The sequence below is a fragment of the Streptomyces sp. P5F9 genome (assembly GCF_057961495.1).
The window spans coordinates 1-1,798 of record NZ_JBXVPZ010000856.1; the positions used below are offsets into that span (position 1 = coordinate 1).

At 68.2% G+C, this 1,798-nt stretch carries 2 protein-coding genes; both read right to left on the reverse strand.

Going from position 1 to position 1,798, the window contains the following annotated elements; translation table 11 throughout:
- Nucleotides 1-1,249: WXG100 family type VII secretion target (locus tag AC31A1_RS50900; protein ID WP_489659831.1), on the reverse strand; the 1,249-nt coding region annotated here is incomplete at its 3' end.
- 169 nt (nucleotides 1,250-1,418) lie between these two features.
- Nucleotides 1,419-1,784, reverse strand: coding sequence for a hypothetical protein (locus tag AC31A1_RS50905; RefSeq protein WP_489659832.1), 366 nt, complete (start codon nucleotides 1,782-1,784; stop codon nucleotides 1,419-1,421).
- Between the last annotated feature and the right edge of the window lie 14 nt (nucleotides 1,785-1,798).

Genomic DNA, 1,798 nt, shown 5'->3' on the forward strand with positions numbered 1-1,798 from the left:
CCCGGTCATCCCCGTCCAACCGGGGTACATAACGCCCGCCCTTCGAAACCCCCTCGTCGTTCAGGGTGACGTTCCAGTCCCGGTCTTTCATGAGGTATTTCATGTGGGCGTCGGAATGGAGATAACGCGCGGACTCCGCCGGGTCGCGACTCATGATGCCGAGCATCCCGTCGACGGGGTCGTTGGCGAACCAACCGCCACGCGCCCCGGCATACGTGCCCTTCACTCGCCAGATCCCGGGGTGTTTCTTCTCCGCGGCGATCATGTCGTCGGTGAGATCCTCGACCATCCCCGCGGAATAGCCGTGGCCCTTCTGCATCAGCGTGACGAGGGACTGGTAGCCGACGGCCTTGTCCAGGTGGAGGCCCTGGGCGTCCGTGGCGTAGTGCGCCAAGCCCACGCGTCGCATCTCGGTGCGCCACTTCCCGTACCAGTGCGACTTCGTGTCCCTCGTCGCCGTAGCGAGCGTGTTCGCCAGGCCCGTCTCGATCGCCGAGTACGCACCCGCACCGGCGCCGCCCTGGACGTGGATGCGGTCGTTCAGTTCGTTCGTGAGCTTGATCGTGCCGGTGGGGCCCAAGTCGTCCAGGACCATTTGCGAGAACGCCCCGTCCTCGCTGTTGTCGCGGAACGAGCGCTCCAATTCAGCCAATTGAGTGTCCGTCAACTCACCGCCCCTGCTCAGCTTCTGGAGATACCCCTCCGTCTCCTCGGCCTCGTACGCTTCGATGTCTCCCAGCGCCCTGCCGTTGAACCCCCGCCCGCCGGCCAGTAGTTCGGAGTCGATCACCACCGCCGCCAGCGCGACCCGGACGCCCGTGTCCGCGTCCGTCACATCGCGTACGGCCTTGTTGATCCCGTCCTGCCACGGCTGTACGGCCTGGGGAGCGGCGGGGGTGTCCGGCTGGTCCGAACTCGGGCTCACCACCCCGGACTCCGAGACCCGCATGCCCGCCCGGACCGCGTCCCACCGCGCCGCCACCACCCGGCCCCGCAACTCCACGAACCGGTCGTGCGCGTCCCGCAGCAGCGCCGCGATGCCCTTGGCCTCGGTCTGCGCGTACTGGAACTCCTTGAGCGTGACGTCGAAGCGGGCGTTCGCCGCGTCGGCGCTGAGCCCGGTCCACGTCGTGTCCACGGAGATGCCGTGCACATCCCGCCGGTACGCCGCCTCCTGCTTCTCGAACTCGCCCGCCATGCCGTCCCAGCGCTCGGCCGCGGTGGTCAGCGCGGCGAGGTCGGTGGTCATGATCTCGTGATACGTCGGCATGCGCCCAGTCGCCCCAATAACTCCGCTGACCCAATAACTCTCGCTGGCCCAACAGCTCCACTGACCCAATAACTCCGCCGGCCCAACAGCTCCGCCGGCCCAATAACTCCGCTGATCCGAAAGCCCGTTGGCCGCCGACCCGCTCACCTCAGAACGTGTCCAACGCGGACCGCTCCCGCAACGTCGACCCCACCGCCAGGTCCGTACTCGTCAGCACCGCGTTCCCGCTCCGCAACGCGTCCTTCTCCGCGCCCAGCCGGTCCATCAGGTTCTTCACCTGGTCCGCCCACGTGCCGTGCGCCTTCTTCAGGGCCGCCGAAGTCACCCACCCCTCCCCGTCCTTCGCCGCGAACTCCTGTAAGGCGGCGCTGTTCTCGTCGTCCGCCCACCGTCCCGCCGCACGCGTGCCGGGTTCGATGTGATCCTCGATCGCCCGCGCCGCCGCCCGTTTCTCACCCGGCGAGGAAGCCAGACTCGGCCGTGGTGCCGAAACCCCCGGCACACTCGGCACCACGGCCGAGTCTGGCT